This window comes from Haliscomenobacter sp., from assembly GCF_041740695.1.
GTDB lineage: Bacteria > Bacteroidota > Bacteroidia > Chitinophagales > Saprospiraceae > Haliscomenobacter.
Window position 1 is genome coordinate 25,284 of record NZ_JBGSLK010000037.1, and the last position, 24,296, is coordinate 49,579.

General features: G+C 47.9%; 23 protein-coding genes. 12 read left to right on the forward strand and 11 right to left on the reverse strand.

Translation table 11 applies throughout. The features are described 5' to 3' along the window. Positions 1-12 precede the first annotated feature (12 nt). Together ACEW9O_RS07815 and ACEW9O_RS07820 are read left to right on the forward strand one after the other, a co-directional pair. On the forward strand, positions 13-1,011 hold the full coding sequence (locus tag ACEW9O_RS07815; RefSeq protein WP_373549585.1) for a bestrophin family protein: 999 nt from the start codon (positions 13-15) through the stop codon (positions 1,009-1,011). Positions 1,012-1,045: 34 nt separating this feature from the next. Continuing rightward, positions 1,046-1,327, forward strand: coding sequence for a GNAT family N-acetyltransferase (locus ACEW9O_RS07820; RefSeq protein ID WP_373549586.1), 282 nt, complete (start codon positions 1,046-1,048; stop codon positions 1,325-1,327). A 4-nt stretch (positions 1,328-1,331) separates the two neighbouring features. Here the strand turns inward: ACEW9O_RS07820 and ACEW9O_RS07825 are convergent, their stop codons facing one another. Both ACEW9O_RS07825 and ACEW9O_RS07830 read right to left on the reverse strand, forming a co-directional pair. Beyond that, a complete protein-coding gene (locus tag ACEW9O_RS07825) occupies positions 1,332-1,754 on the reverse strand; it encodes an HNH endonuclease (RefSeq protein WP_373549587.1) in 423 nt (140 codons plus the stop codon). Next, positions 1,755-2,150, reverse strand: a complete 396-nt coding sequence (locus ACEW9O_RS07830) for a hypothetical protein (RefSeq protein WP_373549588.1) — start codon at positions 2,148-2,150, stop codon at positions 1,755-1,757. Between the two features lie 265 nt (positions 2,151-2,415). Between ACEW9O_RS07830 and ACEW9O_RS07835 the strand changes: the two genes are divergently transcribed. The 3 genes from ACEW9O_RS07835 (at position 2,416) to ACEW9O_RS07845 (ending at position 7,265) form a co-directional block, all read left to right on the forward strand. Beyond that, a complete protein-coding gene (locus tag ACEW9O_RS07835; protein ID WP_373549589.1) occupies positions 2,416-4,317 on the forward strand; it encodes a DUF5050 domain-containing protein in 1,902 nt (633 codons plus the stop codon). 17 nt (positions 4,318-4,334) lie between these two features. Then, entirely contained in the window at positions 4,335-5,510 is a 1,176-nt protein-coding gene (gene nagA, locus ACEW9O_RS07840) for an N-acetylglucosamine-6-phosphate deacetylase (RefSeq protein WP_373549590.1), read from the forward strand. A 201-nt stretch (positions 5,511-5,711) separates the two neighbouring features. Beyond that, complete coding sequence (locus tag ACEW9O_RS07845) at positions 5,712-7,265, forward strand: YifB family Mg chelatase-like AAA ATPase (protein WP_373549591.1); 1,554 nt, start codon at positions 5,712-5,714, stop codon at positions 7,263-7,265. A gap of 136 nt (positions 7,266-7,401) precedes the next feature. Here the strand turns inward: ACEW9O_RS07845 and ACEW9O_RS07850 are convergent, their stop codons facing one another. The 3 genes from ACEW9O_RS07850 to ACEW9O_RS07860 form a co-directional block, all read right to left on the reverse strand. Next, positions 7,402-8,643, reverse strand: a complete 1,242-nt coding sequence (locus ACEW9O_RS07850; RefSeq protein ID WP_373549592.1) for a 3-phosphoshikimate 1-carboxyvinyltransferase — start codon at positions 8,641-8,643, stop codon at positions 7,402-7,404. A gap of 122 nt (positions 8,644-8,765) precedes the next feature. Then, positions 8,766-9,173 (reverse strand): OsmC family protein, encoded by a 408-nt coding sequence (locus ACEW9O_RS07855; RefSeq protein WP_373549593.1) that lies wholly within the window; start codon positions 9,171-9,173, stop codon positions 8,766-8,768. Positions 9,174-9,255: 82 nt separating this feature from the next. Next, positions 9,256-10,287 (reverse strand): PhoH family protein, encoded by a 1,032-nt coding sequence (locus tag ACEW9O_RS07860; RefSeq protein ID WP_373549594.1) that lies wholly within the window; start codon positions 10,285-10,287, stop codon positions 9,256-9,258. A 186-nt stretch (positions 10,288-10,473) separates the two neighbouring features. Here ACEW9O_RS07860 and ACEW9O_RS07865 point away from each other — a divergent pair, with 186 nt between their 5' ends. After that, positions 10,474-11,244 carry an S-adenosyl-l-methionine hydroxide adenosyltransferase family protein gene (locus ACEW9O_RS07865; protein ID WP_373549595.1) on the forward strand — a complete coding sequence of 257 codons (771 nt, stop codon included), beginning with the start codon at positions 10,474-10,476 and terminating at the stop codon, positions 11,242-11,244. Between the two features lie 5 nt (positions 11,245-11,249). Continuing rightward, complete coding sequence (locus ACEW9O_RS07870) at positions 11,250-11,543, forward strand: putative quinol monooxygenase (RefSeq protein WP_373549596.1); 294 nt, start codon at positions 11,250-11,252, stop codon at positions 11,541-11,543. Positions 11,544-11,556: 13 nt separating this feature from the next. Here the strand turns inward: ACEW9O_RS07870 and ACEW9O_RS07875 are convergent, their stop codons facing one another. The 6 genes from ACEW9O_RS07875 to paaE form a co-directional block, all read right to left on the reverse strand. Beyond that, complete coding sequence (locus tag ACEW9O_RS07875; RefSeq protein WP_373549597.1) at positions 11,557-12,684, reverse strand: 3-hydroxyacyl-CoA dehydrogenase NAD-binding domain-containing protein; 1,128 nt, start codon at positions 12,682-12,684, stop codon at positions 11,557-11,559. 4 nt (positions 12,685-12,688) lie between these two features. Then, entirely contained in the window at positions 12,689-13,180 is a 492-nt protein-coding gene (gene paaD / locus ACEW9O_RS07880) for a 1,2-phenylacetyl-CoA epoxidase subunit PaaD (RefSeq protein WP_373549598.1), read from the reverse strand. A gap of 16 nt (positions 13,181-13,196) precedes the next feature. After that, on the reverse strand, positions 13,197-13,979 hold the full coding sequence (gene paaC / locus ACEW9O_RS07885; protein ID WP_373549599.1) for a 1,2-phenylacetyl-CoA epoxidase subunit PaaC: 783 nt from the start codon (positions 13,977-13,979) through the stop codon (positions 13,197-13,199). Between the two features lie 9 nt (positions 13,980-13,988). Then, on the reverse strand, positions 13,989-14,273 hold the full coding sequence (gene paaB / locus ACEW9O_RS07890) for a 1,2-phenylacetyl-CoA epoxidase subunit PaaB (RefSeq protein ID WP_320028914.1): 285 nt from the start codon (positions 14,271-14,273) through the stop codon (positions 13,989-13,991). A gap of 138 nt (positions 14,274-14,411) precedes the next feature. Beyond that, the gene (paaA, locus tag ACEW9O_RS07895; RefSeq protein ID WP_373549625.1) at positions 14,412-15,353 is read right to left on the reverse strand and encodes a 1,2-phenylacetyl-CoA epoxidase subunit PaaA; all 942 of its coding nucleotides are present in this window, start codon (positions 15,351-15,353) and stop codon (positions 14,412-14,414) included. Positions 15,354-15,363: 10 nt separating this feature from the next. Continuing rightward, on the reverse strand, positions 15,364-16,428 hold the full coding sequence (gene paaE, locus ACEW9O_RS07900; RefSeq protein WP_373549600.1) for a 1,2-phenylacetyl-CoA epoxidase subunit PaaE: 1,065 nt from the start codon (positions 16,426-16,428) through the stop codon (positions 15,364-15,366). Positions 16,429-16,695: 267 nt separating this feature from the next. Here paaE and aroB point away from each other — a divergent pair, with 267 nt between their 5' ends. The 5 genes from aroB to ACEW9O_RS07925 all read left to right on the forward strand — a co-directional run bounded on the left by aroB (position 16,696) and on the right by ACEW9O_RS07925 (position 24,291). Continuing rightward, positions 16,696-17,760, forward strand: coding sequence for a 3-dehydroquinate synthase (gene aroB, locus ACEW9O_RS07905; RefSeq protein WP_373549601.1), 1,065 nt, complete (start codon positions 16,696-16,698; stop codon positions 17,758-17,760). Between the two features lie 46 nt (positions 17,761-17,806). After that, a complete protein-coding gene (locus ACEW9O_RS07910; protein ID WP_373549602.1) occupies positions 17,807-20,374 on the forward strand; it encodes a transglycosylase domain-containing protein in 2,568 nt (855 codons plus the stop codon). A gap of 98 nt (positions 20,375-20,472) precedes the next feature. Further along, entirely contained in the window at positions 20,473-22,497 is a 2,025-nt protein-coding gene (locus ACEW9O_RS07915; RefSeq protein WP_373549603.1) for a peptidylprolyl isomerase, read from the forward strand. Between the two features lie 96 nt (positions 22,498-22,593). Then, positions 22,594-23,727, forward strand: a complete 1,134-nt coding sequence (gene gcvT / locus ACEW9O_RS07920) for a glycine cleavage system aminomethyltransferase GcvT (RefSeq protein ID WP_373549604.1) — start codon at positions 22,594-22,596, stop codon at positions 23,725-23,727. A 63-nt stretch (positions 23,728-23,790) separates the two neighbouring features. After that, a complete protein-coding gene (locus ACEW9O_RS07925; protein ID WP_373549605.1) occupies positions 23,791-24,291 on the forward strand; it encodes a GbsR/MarR family transcriptional regulator in 501 nt (166 codons plus the stop codon). Positions 24,292-24,296 lie beyond the last annotated feature (5 nt).

Below are 24,296 nucleotides of genomic sequence, written 5' to 3' on the forward strand. Positions count from 1 at the left end.
CACCCAATTAGCATGTATACCAAACGCAATTACAACTTTTGGATGACCTTCAATTGGTCTCGACAGCCCTTTTTTATTGCGGTAATTTATGCTTTACCGATTACCGCTTTGGCTCATTTTAGCCACTGGGATATCTCTCTACCCTGGCAACCGATTAGTGTACTGGGGATTTCAGTAGCCTTTTATCTGGGTTTTAAAAACAACAGCTCTTACGACCGAACCTGGGAAGCGCGCAAAATCTGGGGCGGGATTGTCAACAGTAGCCGCACTTTTGGGGCTGCGGTTACCTCTTTTATTCAGGGAGAAGACAAAGCAGAAGTGCAAAACATCCGCCGTCGCCTGATTTACCGGCACATCGCCTGGCTAACTGCCATGCGTTACCAACTGCGACTCAGCCGTGATTGGGAACACAAGGAAGATCGGGTAAAAGGGCTGTACTCACCCATCATTTGTGAAGAGTACTTCAACAATATGGACCAGGAGGTGATGAACCTGATTGATGAGGAGGAGTTTGAGCGCTATAAAACCAAAACCAATATTGCTACGCAAATTATCGCCTCGCAGGCCCGTGAATTGCAACATTTGCACGAATTGGGTTATTTCGATTCCTTCCGCCACATGGAGTTTCACCGCCTGATCAGTACTTTTTATGACGACCAGGGGCGGAGCGAGCGCATCAAAAATTTCCCCTTTCCCCGGCAGTATGCCTCAGTAGCGTTGTGGAATACGATGGTTTTTGCAGCTTTATTGCCCTGGGGTTTGCTGAATGTTTTTGCTGGAATGGAAAACTCTTGGCGCATTTGGCTGACCGTACCGTTCAATGCCCTGATCACTTGGGTATTTTTTTTGATGGAAAAAATTGGAGATTATTCCGAAAATCCATTTGAGGGATCTTATAACGATGTGCCGATTACGTCCATCTCCCGGGCGATTGAGATCGATCTGCGGGAGATACTGGGGGAAACGGAGGTGCCGAAGTCGATTGCAGCGGTGGATGGTTTTTTGATGTAATCCTATTTCAAAATACAAAACTAAATACTACTCAATGGCAAACGTCCACCTCCACCTCACTGAAAAAAACGGATACTTCTACATCGAAGGCGAAGGTATGATCCAGGCACAAATGACCTTTGTCTTTGCTGGTCCCGAACGCATGATCATCGACCATACCGAAGTACAACCCGGCAACGAAGGCAAAGGCTATGGCAAACAAATGGTCAGCGCGGCCGTGGATTATGCCCGCGAAAAGCACATCAAAATCATTCCACTCTGTCCCTTTGCGAAGAGTGTATTTGATCGGACGCCAGAGTTTCGAGATGTGTTGTAGAGGCTCACATAGGTGGATGCAGTCCAGCCATTTTTAATAACCGTCGTAGGTTAAGGTTGCCTTCTCGATTGAGCTGCAATAATTCTATTGTAGTCCTTCCTATTGGTGTAATACCAAGGATGAGCAAATCATCTTCACTCCAGGTGAAATGTTGATGCCAATTGTGTTGGCGCGGGTGAAACAATCGGGAAATTTTACCTGTCAATGGATCAATGAAATGAGTTTTGTTGTGCTTATGGCCGTTGCATCCGCCACATGAATAGGCGAGATTATCCAGTTCCGAATCTCCTCCAAGGCTAGTTGGAATAATATGATCCAAATGGAAAGAGTCTGGCGAAAAAGACGATGGGCAGGTACAGTATTCGCAATTTCCTTTAGCAAGCTCTTTTATTGCTCGTTGAAGAATGAGTGAAATCTTTTCTGCCATTTAATCCTGGATTAATCCCATCCGTTCCATCAATTCAAGCAGGCTCAAATTATTTAATTGAGCAAGTTCAATTAAATAGCTCAACCTTTCGTTTCGCAATTTTTCATCCTTTTCAGTGAGGCTAAGAAACTCAAGATGTTCTTCTGAGGAAATAGAGCTATTTTCAAGTTTATCTACCAATACTAGGTAGCGAGACCGTTGGTCAGCATCCAATACAGTTTGATTGATCAGCCGGATTAACTCTCTTTCCTTTAAATCTTTGGCCAAGCTTTTTTTACGTACAATTACTGCATCTAATTCACGGACTAATTTTTCTAATTCGCTTAACTGTAGATTAGCCGCTCCAAGTACAAATGAGTCAGTGTCAATAGTCGTCTCAATTTGAATCTTTGACATATCGTTCTATTTGATTCCTTACAAATATAAGACTTCCTTATCAAAAATGCACGTCTTGCTAGTTCCTAATAGCATCTCTGTTAGAAAATCCCAGAGTTTATTGTTTTTAACCACTCACGAATCGGGAGGATGTGGGCGGTATCGATTTTCGATTTTGCTACTGCCTTAAATAAAAAAGCAAAAAAATCGACATTCTACTTAATTTAACACAGCATAGCCATTTATATTTTGTGACGCCCGTATATTGTGGCAAAAACAAAGATTTATGCAAGTTAAACATTCCTCATGCTCAGTAAAATGGGCTTTGTGTCTCTTGATGCTATTGCCCATCACCCTCTTTAGTCAGGCAAAAATCATTTGGACTGACCTGGCTGGCAACATTTCCAAAGCGAATGCCGATGGCACCAAAATTGAAAAAATTCTGAGCCGTCAGATTCCACTTGATTTGGAAACCAACGTAAGTGAACAAAAACTGTATTGGTCTGAATCCGGTGGAAATGCCATCTGGCGAATCGGATTAAGTGGCGGTGTGCCTGAATTGGTGTACAAAAGTACTGATAAACTCCAGGGTTTAACATTTGATCAAAACAAGCTCTACTTCATTCAGGGAACTTCCATCTTAAGAATGAATACGGATGGCACTCAACTGGAAACCATCGTAACCGCGGTTTCCGATGCCCGGGATGTTGTAGTCATCAATGGTTTAGTTTATTGGAGTACTGCTTCAAATAGTAAAATCCTTAAACAAAATGCCAACGGGAAGGGAGGGGTAGCCATCCTGAGTGACTTGGCCAGTGCCAATAACCTCATTTACCATCCCCGCGAGAAAAAGCTCTACTGGCGTGAATACTGTGGGGCTTCAGTTTGTTCTGGAGTGCGCAAAGCGAATCCAGATGGAAGCAATAAAGTAAACGTTATCGATGCTTTTGTGGATGGATTTTCATTTTCCAGCGATAGTTCTAAACTGTATTGCACTTACAACATCTTTGATGAAATATTCTCCATCAATACGGACGGTACTGGACGTGTAAAATTAGCTGGCATAACCTCCACACCTACAAGCATGACCCTCTTGGGGAATAAGTTGTGCTGGTTGGATTTGGCTTATGGCGACTACTTGTACACCGCTGATCTGAATGGAAGTAACCGCAAAGTATTGGCAACAACCCCCGTTTATCAACCCACCAGATTTGCCATTGACACGGTAGACAAATGGATTTATTGGGTGAACCAACACAGTAGTTTTTCGGACGACCGCTCTTCTTCCACTTCAATCAGAAAAGCAAAATTGGATGGAAGTCAACAGCAAGTGATTATTCCTTCCAGTACGGTGAAAAGGCCATTTGGAATCGGTCTTGATTTAAAAAACAAAAAACTGTACTGGACAGATAGAGACAATTCAGGGTTGTATCGTTCGAACCTTAATGGTACTAGTGTAGAAAAGATCGTGAGCGGAGCTTCCAACCCCACCGATCTGGCACTAGATGTTGAAAGGGGCTATTTGTTTTGGTCGGATTGGGGAACCCAAAAAGTGATGCGTGCCAACCTGAGTGGAGGTCAACAAAAAACGCTGGCTCAAAATTTGAGCACCCCTATAGGTTTGGCGCTAGATAAAATTGGCGGCTACCTCTACTTTGGTGAGCGAAGTACTCCTAGAATCAAAAGGGTGCCCATTGATAGTGGGAATGTAGATATAGTATTGGTTAGACCAACTGCTTCTGACCGGGTAGAAGGGATTTGGGTTGACAATTCCAAAGGGCATTTGTACTGGACTGATGATGGTTCTGGCATCCTTTACCGTACTAGCTTAAATGGGAGCGACATTACCAAGCTTGCAGATAAATCGGCAGGTTTGAGTTCCCCCGCTGGAATCCAAGTGTTTAATTCCAGCTTTATCGTACCCACAAAAAATCCGAACAAAGTTGGCACACTCAAAATATATCCCAACCCTTTTAACTCAAGTTTCCAGGTGCAAGGACTCAAGGCTGGTGATGAGTTGGCCCTTTTTGATCATTTAGGTCGTCGAAGTTTGCAACAAAAAGTAACTTTGGATGGTACAACTTCCATTACCTGTGCTAGATTGCCTGCCGGAATGTATTATTTGACTGTTCGACATAAAGATGGTCAAATTTCGGTCGAAAAACTTTACAAGTATACTGACGAATAAAAGCCAAACAGTCCAATATGAACTCTCTTATCCTCCAAAACGGTACCATCTACCAACCCCATCAAATCATCCAAGGTGGCCACATCTGGCTGGAAAATGGCCGCATCAAAGCCATTTCCGCCGAACCTTTCCAAAATGTAAGCCCGGACACCATGGTCATCGATGTAGAGGGACGTATTGTCTCTCCGGGGTTCATCGATCTACACATTTATGGCGGAGGGGGAGCTTCGGTTTTGGACGCTGATCCCGCGTCGGTAGAAACCGTTTTGCATACCCACGCCCAATTCGGCACCACGGGCATGTTGGTTTCTACCGTCACGGCTGAAATTCCGTTGTTGCACCGCGCCCTAAAGGCCATTGACCAGGTTGCGCAAAAAAGCCCAGCCCAGACCCAACGCGCCAAGGTATTGGGTGTTCACCTCGAAAGTTGCTTCCTGGCACCCGAACGGCGCGGTGCGCACAAGCTGGAATGGTTACAAACGCCCAGTATTGAGTTGTTTCAACCCCTACAGGACTCCAGTGGTGGTAGGATAAAATTGATGACGATTGCCCCCGAATTACCCGGTGCTGCTGAATTAATCGAATACGTTTGGCAACAAGGGGTTGTCGCTAGTTTTGGCCACTCTGCGGCCGATTACGATACCGCTACCCACTGGATTCGCAAGGGCATGCAGATCTGCACGCACTTGTTCAACGCCATGAATGGTTTTGGCCATCGTGCGCCGGGTGGCGCAGGCGCTTTTTTGACCGAACAATCTGCCATGGTACAAATCATTCCCGATGGAGTACACGTTCATCCGGCTGGTTTGGAATTGGCCTATCAGGCTAAAGGAGCCAGTAAAATTTGTTTGGTCACCGATTCTTTGCTACCCGCTGGGACCGACATCAAGGAATTTTACTTCTTTGATCGTTTGGTCAAAGTGACTGATCGCGCGTGTTTTTTACCCGACGGCACTCTGTCTGGCAGCCGTTTGACCATGAATCGGGCGGTGCAGTTGTTTGTGGAATACACCAGTGCAACATTACAGGAGGCCCTGCACATGGCTTCCCTCAATCCGGCCAAAGCCATCGGTTTGGATCAACAAAAGGGTTCCCTGGAAGTGGGCAAAGACGCCGACGTGTTGGTTTTGGATCAAGACTTGAACGTTCAGCTGGCTTTGGTGGAAGGAACGGTGGTGGCTGGTGTGCTATAAATCAGATAAATAATTTTTTGACCAAATCAAAAAAAGGTTTATTTTTACAACTGCCTTACCTTTGGCTCATGGATCAATCCAGGGCTTTATGACAATTTCCACAACTTTTTATTGAAACAGCATTTGTTCAATGGATCAGACTTTACTATGCATAAAGTCTAGTATCATCAATTGAGCCACACCTTATTTATGTCATAAAATATGTTGGTCAAAGCATTTGCCAGTGCGGTTCATGGAGTGGACGCCCGCACCATTACAGTGGAAGTGAATTCAGGTGGACAACCCGTAGTTGGTACCAATTATTACCATCTGGTGGGTTTACCGGATAATGCCATTCGTGAAGGATTTCAGCGCATTGAAGCGGCCATTTTTTGCAGAGGCTACCGCATGCCTCGAGCCAAAACCGTCGTCAATCTCGCGCCTGCCGATATTCGCAAGGAAGGTTCCGCCTACGATTTGCCCATCGCGATGGGGGTTTTGGCTGCCAGTGGACAAATCAACGGAGACCGCCTGAGTGAGTTCATCATCATGGGCGAATTGTCATTGGATGGTTTGTTGCGTCCCATCAAAGGTGCTTTACCGATCGCCATTCAGGCGCGTAAAGAAAAATATCGAGGCATCATTTTGCCCAAACAAAACGCTCGCGAAGCCGCCATTGTCAGTGGCATAGAAGTGTATGGCGTAGAAAACCTGGAAGAGGCAACCGACATTTTGAATGGACATTCAAGTTTGGAACCAGTGGTGGTCGAAACCCGCGATGAGTTCTTTAACAACTTGAGCAATTACGATGTGGATTTTTCGGATGTAAAAGGCCAGCAAAACATCAAACGTGCCTTGGAAATTGCCGCAGCGGGAGGCCACAACGTCATTTTGATCGGACCTCCGGGAGCAGGAAAAACCATGCTGGCACGGCGTTTGCCTACTATTTTGCCGCCATTGAATTTACAGGAGGCCTTGGAAACGACCAAAATTCATTCTGTAGCTGGAGTATTGGCCAGGAATGCGGCCCTGGTTACCACGCGCCCTTTTCGTTCACCACATCATACCATCAGTGATGTGGCCCTGGTAGGCGGCGGATCTAACCCGATGCCCGGGGAAATTTCCTTGGCGCACAATGGCGTACTTTTTTTGGATGAATTGCCGGAATTCAAGCGCAGCGTGCTGGAAGTGATGCGCCAGCCGATGGAAGAACGGCGCGTCACCATTTCCCGCGCCAAAAGCTCCGTGGATTATCCTTCCAGTTTTATGCTGGTTTCTTCCATGAATCCCTGTCCTTGTGGGTACTACAATCACCCGGACAAAGAATGTGTTTGTGGGCCTGGTGTAGTAAAACGGTATCTGACCAAAATCTCTGGCCCCTTACTGGATCGCATCGACCTACACGTGGAAGTTACGCCCGTCAGCTATGATGAACTGGCTAGTGATGAACGCCCCACCGAAACCAGCAAAGACATTGCCGCTCGGGTGGTGGCTGCCCGAGAATTCCAGGCTCACCGTTTTACAGGGATGAACATTTACAGCAATGCCCAGATGCCGGGCAGAATGGTACAAGAGGTGTGTAAGATAGATCCGGCTGGACAAATTCTGGTCAAAAAAGCGATGGAGAAACTGCAACTTTCGGCACGGGCTTATGATCGAATTTTGAAAGTCGCGCGTACCGCGGCGGATTTGGCAGGCTCAGAAAAAATCTTGATTGAACATTTGGCGGAGGCGATTCATTTCCGGAGTTTGGATCGGGAGAGTTGGGCGGGGTAAATCAGCACGCCTACTTCTATCTCCTGAGGTGAATCCTTTAGTGCCTTAGGTTTCTTAGGTGGTAAAATAAGTTCTTTTCACCACCGAAGAAACCTAAGGCAATAAAGGATTCACCTCAGGAGGTAGCACGAAGAATTTATTCAATTATTTCAAAACCCACCTGTTTCAAATCCCTCCAAAAATCAGGATACGACTTCACCACTACCTCTGGCTCATGGATTTTAACTTCTCCCAAAAAGGCCAGCGGTGCAAAAGCCATTGCCATGCGGTGGTCTTCATAAGTTGCAAATTCCGGCGCAGGGCTTGGCATTTGAGCTTTCCCTTCAATGAGGAAATACTCCTTCCCGTCATTGGCTACCCCTTCTTCGATCACTTTAACCCCTACTTTGGCCAATTCCTGATCCAGTGCCGCAATCCGATCCGTTTCTTTGATGCGCAGGGTTTCCAGCCCGGTAAAACGGCCAGTTACACCCAGACCAGCACACACTACGGCAATGGACTGCGCCAAATCGGGACAAAGCAAAAAATTGTATTCAAACACCTCCAGCAACGGTTGCCCACTTTTGCTTAAGTGAATTCCTTTATCGTTGAAGGCAGTTTTTACCCCCAAATGCGCCATGATCTCAGTCAAAACCGCATCCCCTTGCAAACTTTCGGTAAATAACCCATTGAGTTGCAAGTCAACCTCTTCTGCAAAAGCTGCCATGATGTAATAGTATGAAGCTGCCGACCAATCGGCTTCCACCACAAATGGCCGCGCTTGGTATTGCTGCGGGGCCACCCAAATGTACTGCCCTTCCCATTCGTGTGCTACGCCGAAATAAGCCATTTGGGCCAAAGTCATCTCGATGTAGGGCCGCGATACAATTTTGCCCACCAATTCTAGCTCCAGTCCATTGGACAAAGTGGGGGCAATCATGAGTAACGCAGAGATGTATTGGCTGCTCGTACCCGCCGAGATTTGCACTTTATTGTTGATGCCGAAATTGTCGGGCGGGCCAATGAGCAAGGGGGGATAACCTTCTTTTTCCAGGTATTCGATGTGGGCGCCTAAGGTACGCAGGGCATCCACCAGGACCCCAATGGGGCGTTGCTTCATCCGCTCGGTACCCGTCAGGGTTTGAGTGCCGGGCTGGGTAGACAGATAAGCGGTCATGAAGCGAAAGGTGGTGCCTGCCGCACCTGCGTCCCGAATTGGATCGGTGCTGGCTAGCAGGCTCTGCAAAAGATCAGTGTCTTTGGCATTAGCCAAAAGGGTAATGGGGAAGTTTTCGCCGCACAATGCCCGAATGATGAGGCTGCGGTTGCTGATGCTTTTGGAACCAGCGAGGGTGATTTCGCCGGATAAAGTAGCGTTGGTTTTGCGTATAGCGTACATGGTGCTTGGGTATTCTTGCTCACCGCCCACGATTAAACGTGGGTTGGGGCGAAGTGTGGCCTCCCACGGATGAATCCGTGGGTTGGCTGCGTTACACGGCTAAAGCCATGGTTTATGTGTGCTTAAGGCCAGATGAAGGTGATGGCCTGTTCGATATCGGGATGCAGACTTTTGGCAACGGGGCAATTGTAGCCAATTTGCTCTAAAATTTGCTTTTGTTTGTCATCGTAGGTTTTGCCCTCGGGAAAAGTGATGGTCATTTCAATTTTGGAAATGCGCCGAGGGTTGGCAACCATGTGTTTGGTGATGCTGGCCTCTGCGCCATCCATGTCGATACCGCGCTCCCGAGCACCAATGCCCATCACGGTGAGGGCACAATTGGCCAAGGCCGTAGCCACCAGGTCGGTTGGAGAAAATGCTTCTCCTTTCCCGTGGTTGTCTACCGGTGCATCAGTAATGATGCTAGTACTCGAAGCCAGGTGGGTGGCAGTGGTGCGCAGCTCACCCAAGTAAGTAACGGTTGAAGTCATGTTGTTTATTTTGGGTTCCAGGGTTCCAATCCGGTCACTGAGCGTAGTCGAAGTGCCGAATGGAACACTGAAACCCGCTTTTTTATTCCTCTTCCCTGGGTAGTTCTTTTTGCGCAGCTTTTTCTTCCCGTTCGGCTTCTTCCCGCTCGGCCCTATCCCGCATCGCCTTGTCCGACTTTTCGTACGCGTTGATGATTTCCTTTACCAGGCGGTGGCGAACCACATCGTCGGCGTTAAGCTCGACTTCGGCAATGCCATCTACATGGCGCAAGATCTGGAGCGCCCGGTACAAACCCGATTTTTGGTTAAAAGGCAAATCGATCTGCGACAAGTCGCCAGTGATGACACATTGAGCACTGGGCCCAAGGCGCGTCAGGAACATCTTGAGCTGGAGCGTGGAGCAGTTCTGCGCTTCGTCCAGGATGATAAAAGCATTGTCGAGGGTACGCCCCCGCATGAACGCTAGTGGCGCGATCTCGATGATGCGGTTGGCCATGAATTGCGCCAGTTTGTCCGGGGCTATCATGTCGTCCAGTGCGTCATACAGCGGGCGCAGGTAAGGATCGATTTTTTCCTTGAGGTCGCCGGGTAAAAAACCCAGGCTTTCCCCCGCTTCTACTGCCGGGCGCGTCAGGATGATCTTTTTGACCTTGCGGTTTTTGAGCGCGCGCACAGCCAGGGCAACTGCGGTGTAGGTTTTGCCTGTACCAGCGGGACCTACTGCAAACACAATGTCATTGTGCTCGGTAGCCTCAACCAATTTTCTTTGGTTTACGGTTTTTGCCCTGATCGGTTTGCCATCGCGGGTGTGCAGGATGGTGCGGTTGTTGTCCGACTCCGGCAAGCGGGTTTCCCACAGGTTTTCCCCCAGCAATAAGTCTTCTACCGCTTGTGTCGAAAGGGCATGCTGCTCTTTGAGCAACTTGACCATCATTTCGAATTTGGCTTTGGCAGCCTGGGTGAATTTCTTTTCGCCGGCCAGTTTCAGATTATTACCCCGCGAGGTAATGGTGATTTCTGGAAATGCCTTGCGTAAGAGGTTCAGTTTTGCGTTGTTTTCCCCGAAAAGTTCCAGTGGATCAACGCCGTCTACGGTTAAAATGATTTCGCTCAATAGTCCCTCCGTCGTTTTAGTTTATGAGCAAAAAGGTTTTAGAAAAGTATTTATATACAAGCAAAGGTTTGAAACAATAATTTTGTTCCATTACTTGCTCAAATCTTGGGTAAAATTAAGATTTTAGCGCCGATCGAACTAGGATAAAATCATTTTTGTGCCTAAATAAATGGAAAACGCTCTAGGATGGCTATTGTAACTTTGACCACCGATTTTGGCTTACAAGACTACTACTCCGCACTGGTCAAAGGTGCTTTGTTGTGTGCTAAACCCGATTTGATGATTGTGGACGTGTCGCACAACATCAACAATTATGACATTGTCCAGGCTGCTTTTATTCTGCGCAATACCTGGAAAAATTTCCCCGAAGGCAGCATCCATTTGATTGGAGTCAATGATTTGGCCAGCACGGAACAACGCTTTTTGGGGTTGGAATACGCTGGGCACCATTTTATTGCGCCTGACAATGGCTTGTTTGCCTTGTTGTTTGACCAGTTGGAAGAGCCGGTTTATTCCTTACCAGTGCCCGAGGCCAGTGTTTTTCCCATCAAAGATGTCTTTGCTCAAACGGTTTGGCACCTGACCCAAGGCCAAAAATTCGAAGCGTTTGCCGAGCCCATCACCGATATGGTACAACGGATCACTTTCCAACCCGTGATCAGTCCCAATCGCATCCGGGGCGCGGTCATTTACATCGATCAGTACGAAAATGTGATCAGCAACATCAGTCGGGAATTGTTCGAACGGATCGGCAAGAACCGCGAATTTGAGCTGTACTTCAAACGCCATGACCCCATCCTCAAATTGAGTCGCAATTATTTCGATGTCGCCGTAGGTGAAACCCTCTGCCTGATCAACTCTGCCGATTACCTGGAATTGGCCATCAACATGGGCAAAGCGAGTAGCATGCTGGGGTTGAAATTGGAAGATACGATCCAAATTGACTTTAAAAATTAGCTTTTATGCTGAAACGAATGGTGAAAATGACCTTCCAAAAAGACCGTATTGCGGACTTCCTGGTCATTTTTGAAGACAGTAAGAACCTGATTCGCAATTTCCCTGGCTGCCAACACTTGGAACTTTTACACCTGGAAGACCAACCCGAGGTGATGTTCACCTTTAGCCTCTGGGATGGCCCCGAAGCATTAGAAGTGTATCGGCAGTCGGACTTGTTTCGAAATACCTGGAGCAAGACGAAGGTTTTGTTTGCAGGGAAGCCAGAAGCCTGGAGTATGAGGGTGGCAGCTGAGGTGTGAAATCGAAGTTGGCCTATTTCATCCGCCGAAGCCCCGCACTACAGCGATACCGTTCCTCATGATAATAAGCAAATAAGTCATCCATCGATTGTACACAATGGGCAATGCTCCATTTTTCCGCCCATTCTAGGGGCCCTTTGGGGAAGTTCATCCCCTTCATCATCGCCAAATCGATGTCCTCCCGCGAAGCAATATTCCAATGCAGTGCATCGGCCGCTTCATTGATGAGCATCATTAGAATGCGTTCAAAAACCTGTTGCAATAAAACTTCATCGGTGCTAGCCTTGGGCATTTCCCGACTGTAATCATAAAAGCCCCGACCTGTTTTTTTACCCCAATAGCCTGCTTCAAACAATCGTTTTTGGGAAAAAGAAGGCCGGTAACGCGGCTCCTGGTAACAACTTTGGTACAAACTCTCGGTCACCCGAAAATTCACATCGTGGCCAATGAAGTCCATCAATTGGAAAGGGCCCATGCGGAAGCCACCCAGGCTGGTCATGGCTGCATCAATGGTGGCACAATCGGCAATTCCTTCGTCCAGAATGCGTATAGCCTCGGTATAATAAGGGCGGGCAATGCGGTTGACGATGAAACCAGGGGTGTCTTTGGCCACCACGGGCATTTTCCCCCAGCGCTCCAACTCTTCTTTTACCCAATCCAGCCATTGTTCATTTGTCTGAATCGCCGGGATCACTTCCACCAATTGCATCAAAGGTACCGGGTTAAAAAAGTGCATACCCAACACCCGTTCGGGCCGCTCACAACTGGCGGCGATGGCACTCACGGAAAGTGAAGAAGTATTGGTGGCCAAAAGGCAGGAGGGGTTGACTACTTTTTCCAAACGGCTGAACAATTCTTGTTTGATGGTCAAATCCTCTACAATGGCTTCGATGACCCAGTCGCAGGGACGAAATTTTTCCAACTGATCCACCCAGGCGATGCGTTGCATAGTGGCCATGACCGCAGTGGGGTTTGAGCGGCCTTTTTCCACTTCTTTTTGTAGGCTTTGGTCAATTCGGGCCAAAGCTTGTTGGCCAACCTGGGGTTGTGCATCGTACAAAAAGACCTCATGACCAGCTTGAGCCGCTACTTGAGCAATCCCTGCTCCCATGGTTCCAGTTCCTACTATTCCTATTTTCATTCGTCTAGCGCAAGCATTTGAAATAATCGAAGGGCTCCAGGCATTCCTCGCAGCGGTACAGCGCCTTGCAGGCCGTGGAACCAAAGCGGCTCAGCATAATGGTATGTTGGGAGCTACACTGTGGGCAAGATACGATTGGCTCGGCACCAAACAAAGCTTTGGTGCTGGTGAGTGGTTCAACCGGGGGGGCAATGCCGTAGGCCAGGAGTTTTTGTTTGCCTGCTTCGGAAAGCCAATCTGTTGTCCAAGCAGGTTGCAGAATCAAACTTACTTTTACCATTTTGTATCCCACTTGTTCCAAAGCGCTCTTGATGTCCAGGGCGATGGTATCCATAGCCGGGCAGCCGGAGTAGGTAGGGGTGATTTTGATTTCCAGGCCTGTTTCATTTTGCGCTACGCTGCGCACAACGCCTAGGTCTACCACGCTGAGGACCGGGATTTCCGGGTCGTGGACGGATTCCAGGATTTGCCAGATGTCGTGATCGTTTTTTTGCATTTTATATTTGATATCGTCACCATTCACAATTGGGGTAAGCCCGTTGTAAAAATTGCATTTCGGCCAACAAGAAGCCCAGGTGCTCGGTATGTATGCCATTTTTACCCCCTTTTTGCATCCAGGCCCGATTGGGAATTTCAAGGGTAGCTTCCGCCAAAACGGCTTGAACTTGTTGTTCCCACAAAGGGCGGATCAAACTCAAATCGGGCGTTAGGCCCATTACCGCAAGCAGTTGATCGGTCGCATTTGGAGTCGTCAACTCTCCGGTGAACTCCCACAATTCCCGCAATGCATTTTCCATCCGCCGATGGCTTTCCTCGATACCATCCCCCAGGCGGATCACCCATTCTGAAGACCATTTTAGATGATAGGTAGCTTCTTTGAGGGATTTGATGGCAATATTGGCTACGTTTTCATCTCCAGATTCCGTCAAGGCCTGTAAATAATGGTAATGGTAGGCGTCGAAAAAAAACTGCCGCAGTACAGTCTGCCCAAAATCACCATTGGGCACTTCCACCAGCAACAAATTTCGATATTGACCAGCGTCGCGGAGATAGGCTAAATCGTCTTCACTTTGCCCTTGTCCAAGTTGGGTTGCTGCCAATTGGTACCAGTTGCGTGCTTGCCCGATCAGGTCCAGCGCCAGATTGGACATTGCAATGTCCTGCTCCAGGATCGGTCCATGCCCACACCATTCCGACAGGCGGTGCCCCAAAACCAGGCTCGTATCAGCCATGCGTAGCAAAAAATCACTCAGCGCGGCATTTACTTCCTCGGGATAACGATTGGCCACAAACATAGTCCAGCTTTAAATGTGGGTGAGTGAATCGGGTACTTCATAAAAAGTCGGATGCCTGTAAGCCTTGTCGTCAGCCGGATCAAAAAAGGCTTCTTGTTCGTCCGGGTTTGAGGCGTGAATGTGTTTCGACTCCACCACCCAAATGCTCACGCCTTCCCGGCGACGGGTATACACATCTCTGGCGTTTTCCATCGCCATTTGTGCGTCGGCAGCATGTAGGCTTCCCACGTGTTTGTGGTCAAGCCCTTGTTTGCTGCGGATGAAGACTTCCCAAAGGGGCCATTGTGTGTCCATAAGAAAGTGAAAAGTGAAAAGTGAAAAGTGAAAAGTGAAAAGTGAAAAGTGAAAAAAATGTGCTTTCACTTTAATTCCAAACTTTAAACTCAGAAAAATCAATTCAAGCAGTTGAAAAACGAATGGTGTACCAGCTTTTCACTTTTCACTTTTCACTTTTCGCTTATTGGCGTATGCCGTTGCTGCCTCCCGCACCCATTCCCCTTCCTCATGCGCCTTGCGGCGAGCTTCCAGTCGTTGGCGATTGCAAGGGCCATTGCCTTTGACTACTTCCCAAAATTCGTCCCAGTTGATGGGCCCAAAATCGTAGTGGCCGCGGGCTTCGTTCCATTTTAGTTCCGAATCGGGGATACTCAAACCGAGGTATTCTGCCTGGGGTACGGTCGCGTCCACAAATTTTTGCCGCAACTCATCATTCGTAAATCGTTTGATTTTCCACTGCATGGACAGCGCCGTGTTGGGCGATTCGTCGTCTTTGGGGCCAAACATCATCAGTACGGGCCACCACCAGCGGTTGAGCGCATCCTGGGCCATGGCGCGTTGTGCTTCTGAGCCTTTGGCGAGGGTCATCATGATTTCGTAACCCTGGCGCTGGTGAAAACTTTCTTCCTTACAAATCCGCACCATGGCTCGGGCGTAAGGGCCATAAGAAGTGCGGCATAAAGGCACCTGATTCATGATGGCTGCCCCATCTACCAGCCAACCAATCACCCCCATATCTGCCCAGGAGAGGGTGGGGTAATTAAAAATGCTGGAATATTTGGCCTTGCCGCTGTGCAGGTCATCGATCATTTGTTCCCGGCTGGTGCCCAGGGTTTCGGCGGCGCTGTAGAGGTACAATCCATGCCCGGCTTCATCCTGCACTTTGGCCAGGAGCACGGCTTTGCGCCGCAAGGATGGAGCTCGGGTGATCCAGTTTCCTTCCGGCAGCATCCCGACGATTTCGGAATGGGCGTGCTGGGAAATTTGCCGAATGAGGGTACGCCGATAAGGCTCGGGCATCCAGTCTTTGGGCTCGATGCGCTGGTCTTCGGCAACCCGCAGGTCGAATTGGGTTTGTAAATCCAGATGAGCTACCATGGTCATTTATTTATTTTGCATCAAAATCCAAAGTCACCTGCTCCGAGCGCGGGTGGCTTTGACAAGTCAAAACATACCCTGCGGCAACTTCATCCGCTTCGAGGGCATAATTGACTTGCATTTTCACCTCCCCCGACAATACCTTGGCCCGACAAGTGCAACAAACGCCACCCTTGCAGGCAAAGGGTAAATCAGCGCCACTGCGCAAAGCCACTTCCAGCACACTTTCTCCATCGTAGGCAACGGGGATTTCAAAAATGCTGCCATCCAGGTGGATTTTGACTTTGCTTAATGGGCCTTTAATTTCGTTGATTGGAATGGGTTTGGGGGCATTGTTTTTTACACCAAACAATTCAAAGTGAATTTTTTGGGGATCAAGCGCGGCTTCAATCAAGGTTTGTTTTATAGTATGGATCATGTCTTCAGGGCCACAAATAAAAGTTTGGTCAATTCTATCGAGGGGGATCAGTTTTTGAAAAAATGAGCGACATTTTTCCGCATCAATTCGCCCATGGAATAAGGCAGCATCAACCATTTCTTTACTTAAGATGTGGTATATGCTCAGACGCCCCATGTAGCGGTTTTTCAAGGCTGCCAATTCTGCTTTGAAGAGAATGGAATGCCGGTTTTGATTGCCATAGAGCAAAATAAAACGGCTTTGCGGTTGGGTAGCGAGTACCGTTTTGAGGATGGATAGGATAGGGGTGATGCCACTTCCGGCGGCGAAGGCAAGGTAGGTTTGGGCATCCTGACCTTCAATTTGTTGGCCAAATCTGCCCATCGGGGGCATGACCTCGATGGTGTCTCCAACCTTTAAATGCTCATTTGCAAAAGTAGAAAACAGACCTCCGGGTACTTTTTTGATGGCCACCCGCCATTCCTGGTCAAGGGGGCTACTACAAATAGAATAAGAGCGACGGATTTCTTCACCGTGCAAATTCACCCTAAAAGACAGGCATTGACCTGCCGAAAACTGGAATTGCTCCTGAAGTTCAGCCGGTATATGGATGGCAACGGAGACACAATCAGTGGTCTCACGGCGGATATCGGCGACTTTTAAGGTGTGAAATTTCATGTTTCTTTTCCTGATGCGGCAAAAGGGCGTTAAAAAATAAGTGTTCATTTTGCCAAAGGATTAGATGAGGAAACGATTCATTTCAAGTGTCTTATCTAATCCTTTGGCTCAAGAAAAATGGACACTTATTTTTGCCCACTGCAAGTTAAGGGGATTTTATAAACTAACAAACGTTAGTACGTTTTTGTTTTTAGCAAAAAAAATGGATTCAGGTGTGTGAAAATGGGAGAATGGCCTACTTTTATTTTTTTAATTTCATTGAAGCACATGCAAACAATAGCCCTTAGTGACTACAACATTTACGTTGGTCCGATTGAAGCGGGATGGCAAAACTTTCTAGCGGAAAAAAAACACAGCCAGATCTTGGTCATTGCCGATGAGAACACGGCTCAACATTGCCTGCCACGTTTGACAGCCGCCCTTGGAACTCAAAGTTACCTATTGATCAAAATCCCACCCGGCGAACAGCATAAACACATCGGGACTTGTCAGGAAATCTGGCAGCAAATGTTGGATGCAGGCCTGGATCGCAAGGCATTGGTCATCAACTTAGGTGGGGGAGTGATTGGAGACATGGGCGGTTTTTGTGCAAGCACCTACAAGCGAGGCGTTGATTTTGTACAAGTTCCTACCACCTTGCTTTCACAAGTAGATGCATCGATAGGAGGTAAGTTGGGCATCGATTTTGGCATGGTCAAAAACAGCATTGGGGTATTTTGTAATCCCCAGGCGGTTTTTGTCGACCCAGCATTTTTGAGCACCTTGTCCTCCCGTGAGATTCGCAGTGGGTTTGCCGAAATCATCAAACATGGCCTGATCCAGGATGGGGAGCAATGGAACAAAATCAAAACCATCAGCGACTTGAGTATAGTCAACTGGGCAGAATTGATTGTGCCCTCCTTGCTCATCAAAAAACACGTGGTAGAGGAAGACCCCTTTGAACGAGGCTTGCGTAAGGCGCTGAACTTCGGTCACACCATCGGCCACGCGGTGGAAGGATTTGCGCTGGAAACAGATCGCCCTTTGTTGCATGGTGAAGCGATTGCAATTGGGATGATCACCGAAGCCTGGTTGTCTCAGCAACAAGGATACCTTACAACCGCCGATTTGGCCGAAATCACTGCATTTTTCATCAAAATTTATGGCCATTACGTCCTTTCCGAAGAAAACTTTTCAGCGTATTTGCGTTTAATGGGAAACGACAAAAAGAACGAAGGCCAAAAGATCAATTTTTCCTTGATTGGCGCACCGGGGCAGGTGCACATCAATTGCCATGCGGAAGCTCCGGCGATCATGGATAGCCTCCGGTATTACCAACAACTAGGGCATTAAGGAGAAAAAATTGTATCTTTGGGTATCTGTTTTTAAGCAAAAACTTATGCGCACAATCATCGAATATCTTTTTAGTGGAGCAAACCATCCTACTCACTTGACCATTGTCAAATGGGCATGGCGACTCACCTTATACGGGTTGCTCTTTGGATTTTTGTTTTTTGTGTTGTTGTCTTTTACCAATTTGCCTTCTTTGCAGCAATTGGAAAACCCTCGCAGTGAGTTGGCTACCCAAGTTTTGGCCGACAATGGTGAATTGTTAGGGGTTTTTGCGTCGGAAAACCGAATCCCAATCACCTACGATTCACTCTCACCATACCTCGTCCATGCTTTGATTGCTACAGAAGACAAACGTTATTATGAGCATGCGGGCATCGACTTTGAAGCATTAGGGCGGGTTCTGGTCAAAACCGTTTTGTTGCGCGATCGCAGTTCTGGCGGAGCTAGTACCATTACCCAACAATTGGCTAAATTATTGTTTACTCAAAAACCAGGCTCGGGTTTGGCTCGGGTTATGCAAAAATTTAAGGAGTGGATTATTGCGGTGCGTTTGGAGCGAAAATACACCAAAGAGGAAATTCTGTCGATGTACCTGAACAAGGCAGAATTCGTAAACAATGCCTACGGCATCAAGGCTGCTGCTGACACTTACTTCAGCAAAACACCTAAAAATCTGGAGCTTGAAGAAGCCGCTATGTTGATTGGTATGTTGCAAAATCCTTCCTACTACAATCCAATCCGTCGGCCAGAGTTGTGTAAAAAACGCCGGGAGGTTGTGCTGAACCAAATGGTCAAAAATGGCTCACTCACCGAAACCCGTTACAACGAATTGCGGACCACAGACTTGGGGATCCAATTCCGCCGCAAATCACATATCGATGGCATCGCTACTTATTTCCGGGAGGAGTTGCGCCAAGACCTCAAGACAATTTTAGCCAGTAAAGAATGCCAAAAACGCTCGGATGGTACACCTTATGATTTGTACCGGGATGGCTTGAAAATTTATACCACCATCGATGGCGAAGTACAAAGGTTGGCTGAGCGGGCGATGATCAAACACATGTCTAGCTTGCAAAAAGCTTTTTGGAATGAATGGCGGGGCAAGGATCCCTGGACTTATAAAGGAGGTTCAGACGCTAATATTCCCCAAGTGCCTACTCGCCTGGCTGCACTGGAAAACAACGTTCGGGCAACGGATCGTTATCAGGTCTTACGAGACATCTATTTGGGTGAAATCACCCGCCGCATTGAAACCGATGCTGTTGGGGAAGGTTTTTTCCATGAGGACGACCGCGAAATCGACCGGATGGAACAAGAAAACCTCAAGTCAGGCTACCTGGAAAAACTAGTAGAACAACAGATCATTGGGGTGGCATTGGCTGCTCAGTACCGCAAAGTGATGAACCACCAGGACTTCCCCCAATTGCTGACCCAATGGCGGCGTTTGCAGGAGGTGGTCAAACGTGATTTCCGTCGCCCCGTACGGATGAAGGTTTTTACTTATGAACCTGGACGCAATTTTGAAAAAGACACCGTGATGTCGCCAATCGATTCCATTAAATACCATCGCATGTTCTTGCAAACGGGGATTTTGGCCGTAGAACCTCGCAGTGGCTACGTCAAAGCCTGGGTAGGCGGCATCAACTCCAAATATTTCCAATACGACCATACCCGGATCAGCCGGCAGGTCGGATCTACCTTTAAGCCTTTTGTATACGCAGCGGCGATAGCGCTTAATCGACTCTCGCCTTGTTATACCGTTTACGACGTCCAACAAACCATTGAACCAGGTGAAGGTGATTTTGATTTGTTCACCCGTTGGACGCCTCGCAACTTCAACAACGAATATTCGGGCCGTTTGATCAATCTGAAAGAAGGACTGCGCAAGTCCAAAAACTCGGTATCGGTCAAACTGGTCAAAGAGCTCAATAGCACGGTGCCCATCCGTACCCTCATCCACGCGATGGGGATCGATAGCAGTACGCGTTATCCCAATGGGCAGTATCGGGTGCCTAAAAGCCCCGCCATTGCCCTTGGTGCTGCCGATTTGAGCGTAATGGAAATGACGGGCGCATTTTCCACCTTCGCCAACAATGGGCTTTATGTACGGCCCACTACTGTTTTGCGCATCGAAGACAAAAATGGCAAGGTGATCTACGAATCCGAAATTCGTGAAGAACAAGCCATCCGAGCAGCTCCCAACTACGTCATGGTCGAATTATTGCGGTATGCGGCCAATATCAGTGGGATCAAAAGTGACGTGGGTGGTAAAACCGGTACCACCAACGACTTCGTTGACGGCTGGTTTATGGGCATGACCCCCAATCTGGTCGTTGGCACCTGGGTAGGTGGTGAAGACCGCTGGGTGCATTTCCGCTCTTCTACCTATGGCCAAGGTGCACGGATGGCCAAGCCGTTTTTTGTAGAATTCATCCGCCAGTTGGAAAGCGCCAAAGACCTGCGCTTCGACTCCTCCAAACGTTTTTATCGCCCTCCTGGAGACTTGGGCATCGAACTGGATTGTTCTAAATACACCCAAGGTGGTTTGAATTTGAATGATCCAGGTGCGGGAGCTGGGAAGGAGGATCAATTTGGGGATGAATTGAACAATTAAGGCGGGAGCTTGAAATCAAACTTTGAGGCAACACCAAAAGCATTCCTTTTTTTTTACTTTTGCACTAGTGTTTCTCACTGGATTAAACGACCGTGCTAATGCCATACCAACGCATCGCTTATTTTGTTTTTATCGGGATTTTCATTTTGGTGTTACAAGCTTGTACGCCACCTTCCGACAAAAAAGTTTCCGCAGTAGTCCGTACCAATATTTTTGAGGATGCTACAGCTCAAGAAATTTATCAATTGCAAGATGCCCGCAACATCGATAGTTTGCTCTTTTACTTGCGCGATGCAGATCCCAGCTACCGTTATGCTGCAGCCATGGCTTTTGCCTCCATCAAAGACAGCAGCGTTGTGGAGCAATTGGGCGAATTGCTCAAAGATGAATCGCCCGATGTGCGTTATGCCGTGGCCTATGCCTTGGGCCAAACCAAGGCCAGAGCAGCAGAACCCTTGCTGATCGCAGGCTTCGATCGTTTTGACAGCACGGGCACTTCCATGAAAGTCAATGCTGCAATTTTGGAAGCGATCGGCAAATGTGGTTCCAAAAAGGCACTGCAACAAATGAGCGCAGTGAGCACTTATAAACCCAGTGATTCAACCTTAGTAGAAGGCTTGGCCTGGGGTATTTACCGCTTTGGGCTCCGCGGCATTACCGATAGTACGGCTACCAAACGGATGGTGGAAATGCTCTTGAACCAACAATTTACCCCCCGAATTCACTACGTAGCTGCTTATTTTTTAGCCAGATCCAATGTCCGACTTGATACTTTTGCGGCCCAATTGGCCCCCCTGGCCCCTAAAGCAAGTAGTCCATTCATTCGGATGGCCCTGGCCAGCAGTCTGGGCAAAACCTACAAACCTTATGCGGTGGATACCCTGGCCCACTGGTTGCCCAAAGAACCCGATTACCGGGTGCGGATCAACATCGTACAAGCCCTGGGAAAACTGGACTACAAACTTACCCGTATTGCGCTGTTCAATGCACTACGGGATCCCAATAGCCACGTAGCGGCAACGGCTGCCAAAACCTTGTCAACCTATGGCCAGGGGCGTGATGCCACCTATTACTGGCGACTTGCCAAAGATTCAACCCTCAACTGGGCGGTGCAAGCCAATTTGTATGCCGCCGCACAACGTTTGCTGCCACCTTTGTACGCTGACTATCGGGAGACGATGAACTTCCAGTGCCGGCGGCGCTACGAACGCAGCCAACGTGCTGAGGAAAGAGCTGCTTTTTTGGATGCGCTCAGTGAATTTCCCTGGAATTACCGTTATATCCAACAACAGGCTGTGGCAGTAAAAAGCCCGGTGGTGCGGATGGCCGCGTGGAATGGTTTGAAAAAAATCGCCAGCCGCCCAGATTTTGAACGATTTTTTGGCTTGGGTGGGCGTAAAGTCGGTAAGGAATTATCGATTTTTTTCAAACAAGCTGTGCTTAGTAAAGATGCTGGTTTGATTGCAGTAGCTGCAGAGGCACTGCGGGTGCCCCAACGCAATTTTGGGCAATACTTTACCCAGGTTGGCTTTTTGGATACTGCCCTGACGAGCCTCAAATTGCCCCGAGACATTGAGACCCAATTTGAAGTCCAAAAAACCATTAGTTTCCTAAAAGGCCAACCAGAACCCAAGCTCAGCAAAACTGACCCTAAGAAACACCCCATCAATTGGGAAACACTAGCCAACCTGCGCGAACGCCCAATAGCCATCATCAGCACCAACAAAGGGACAATTCGGGTACAATTGATGCCGGAGGTAGCGCCAGGTTCGGTGGCCATGTTTGTGGAGCAAGCCCGCAAAGGGTATTACAACGGTAAATCTTTTCACCGGGTTGCACCCAACTTTGTCGCTCAAGGCGGTTGTCCCCGTGGCGATGGCTATGGTAGCCTCGATTTTACCTTGCGCACCGAAGTGCCTGCACCTATGCGCTATGACAACGAAGGTATGGTTGGTCTGGCTTCAGCGGGCCAGGACACGGAAAGTGTGCAGTTTTTTATCACTCATTCGCCTGCGCCTCATCTTGATGGAAATTACACTATCTTCGCAACTGTAATCGACGGCATGAGTGTGGTTCACGACTTGCATGTCGGTGATGTGATTAATAAAATTAGCATTCAGTAATACACTAAATTTCTCATCGGGCACCTCGGCTTCGCTCGGCGACCGACGAGAAATTTGGACCCCCGGAACTTTGGAACCTTTCAAATAAACACACACATGAAAAATACTCCACTCACTGAAAAACACATTGCCCTTGGGGCGAAGATGGCCCCCTTTGCTGGCTACAATATGCCTATTTCTTATACGGGTATTCAGGAAGAGCACCATACGGTACGGAATGGAGTGGGGGTGTTTGATGTGTCGCACATGGGAGAATTTATTGTAAAGGGCAAACAAGCCCTGGAATTGATTCAACACATCACGACCAATGATGCTTCAAAGCTAGGCGTAGGGCAGGCGCAATATTCTTCCTTGCCCAACGACAAAGGTGGGATCATTGATGACTTGTTGGTGTACCGTTTGCCTGAAGACGATTGTGCCGAGGGCGAGCGTGCCTACATGCTGGTCGTGAATGCCTCCAATATTGAAAAAGACTGGAATTGGGTCAATGCACACTTGGAGCCAACTGCTGAATTTGTACGGGGTTTTGATACCCGGGTGATCAATATTTCGGACCAGACTTCATTGATTGCGGTACAAGGTCCGAAAGCTTTACAAACCTTACAGCCCTTGACTGGCATTGATTTGGGCCGCATCAAATACTACAACTTTGCCAAAGGTAAGTTTGCTGGATTTGACAATGTAATTGTTTCTGCCACCGGGTACACTGGTGCGGGTGGCTTTGAAATTTATGTCGACAATAAAAATGCGGCAGCGATTTGGGATGCCGTCTTTGAATCGGGCAAAACCCTGGGCATCGCACCGATTGGTTTGGGTGCGCGGGATACTTTGAGATTAGAGATGGGATTTTGTTTGTACGGCAACGACATCAACGAGACTACTTCCCCCCTGGAAGCTGGACTGGGCTGGATCACCAAACTGGCTAAATCCAGTTTTATTGGCAAACCGATCTTTGAAGCACAAAAAGCTGCTGGGGTCAGCCGTAAATTGGTTGGTTTTGTCCTCGAAGACCGCCGGATTCCCCGTCACGACTACGAAATTCTGGACGCACAAGGCCAGGTGATTGGCATCGTGACTTCAGGTTCTCAATCGCCAACCCTGGGCAAACCGATCGGAATGGGCTATGTGAAAACGGAATTTGCTGGAACAGGGACTGAAATTTTCATTTCCATTAGTGGCAAAAGCCTGCCTGCAACCGTGGTCAAAATGCCTTTCCTTCATCAATCTTAAACAAAAGTACCCGCTTTTACATTTAATTATGTACTTTCAAGAAATTTTGAAACTATTGGACAAATGAACCTGCCCGAAGGAAAGGATAAATTTTTGCAGTCGTGGGGAGCACTTGGCTCAAGTTGGGGTGTCAACCGCACCATGGCCCAAATCCATGCCCTATTGATGATTGCTCCACAAGCGCTCAGCGCTGAAGACATCATGGAGGAACTGAAAATTTCACGTGGCAATGCCAACATGAATTTACGAGCTTTGATCGATTGGGGATTGGTGTTCAAAGAACTCAAGGCCGGAGAACGCAAGGAGTTTTTTGTGGCGGAAAAAGACATGTGGAAGGTGGTCAAGAACATCATCATCCAACGCAAAAAGAAAGAACTGGAGCCCATGCTCAAAGTACTGGATGAATTGTCGAGTGTAGAGGGCAATGACCCGGAAACCGAAGAATTTGTCCGAATGATCAAAGAAATCAAACTTTTTTCCAGCAAAGCAGATTCCACCCTCGACACCTTGGTGAAAGCGGATTCCAACTGGTTTGTAGGGACTTTCATGAAAATGATCAAGTGAAAAGT